Consider the following 588-nt stretch of genomic DNA (forward strand, 5'->3'; position numbering starts at 1 on the left):
AATTAATACTTGGAAAACAAAATTAAAAGAAACATATAGGTCATATAATGCAGGTATATTATCAAGTACAGATGAAGCAAAGATAAATGCTCTTTCAGCCTTTTATGATGAGGTAGTAGTAATAGACCCTACTGAATTTGATTGGAGAGTATGGAAAGATTGGGGAGATGTAAAATACAATAAGGAAAGAGCAGGAAAGCCAGGAATTTTTTACAATCTAAATGGAAGTGAAATCTTAAGTAAGGAAAGAATAGAAGAAATAAAGAATAAGAATAAAGAAGCAATGTATTCAAAATATTCTGATGATTACTTAGGAGAAAGTAATGAAAACATACTTTTAAAAGGTTTTGTAGATAATGAAGACAAAGATACAAGCTTTTCAGTACTTAGTGGAAATAATATTAGTATTACTACAAAAGAAGAATTAAATAATAAAGATGGACATATAATAGCAAATAGAGAAAATAAGATAGTATCAAATATATTTAATAATTCATCAAGTATAAGTGATGAAAAGATAATAGTTAGAGATGGATATGAGAAGATGATATTTGATGGATCTTTTCACTGTCCTGGTTGTAGTGGTAT

The 588-nt window shown here is 27.6% G+C and carries 1 protein-coding gene; it reads left to right on the forward strand.

What is annotated here, in order from left to right; all coding sequences use genetic code 11:
- Positions 1 to 588, forward strand: a 588-nt coding sequence (locus AYC60_RS09240) for a hypothetical protein (protein WP_197417021.1), incomplete at both ends; no start/stop codon positions are given.

Origin of the sequence: Streptobacillus felis (assembly GCF_001559775.1) — a bacterium.
Taxonomy (GTDB): domain Bacteria; phylum Fusobacteriota; class Fusobacteriia; order Fusobacteriales; family Leptotrichiaceae; genus Streptobacillus; species Streptobacillus felis.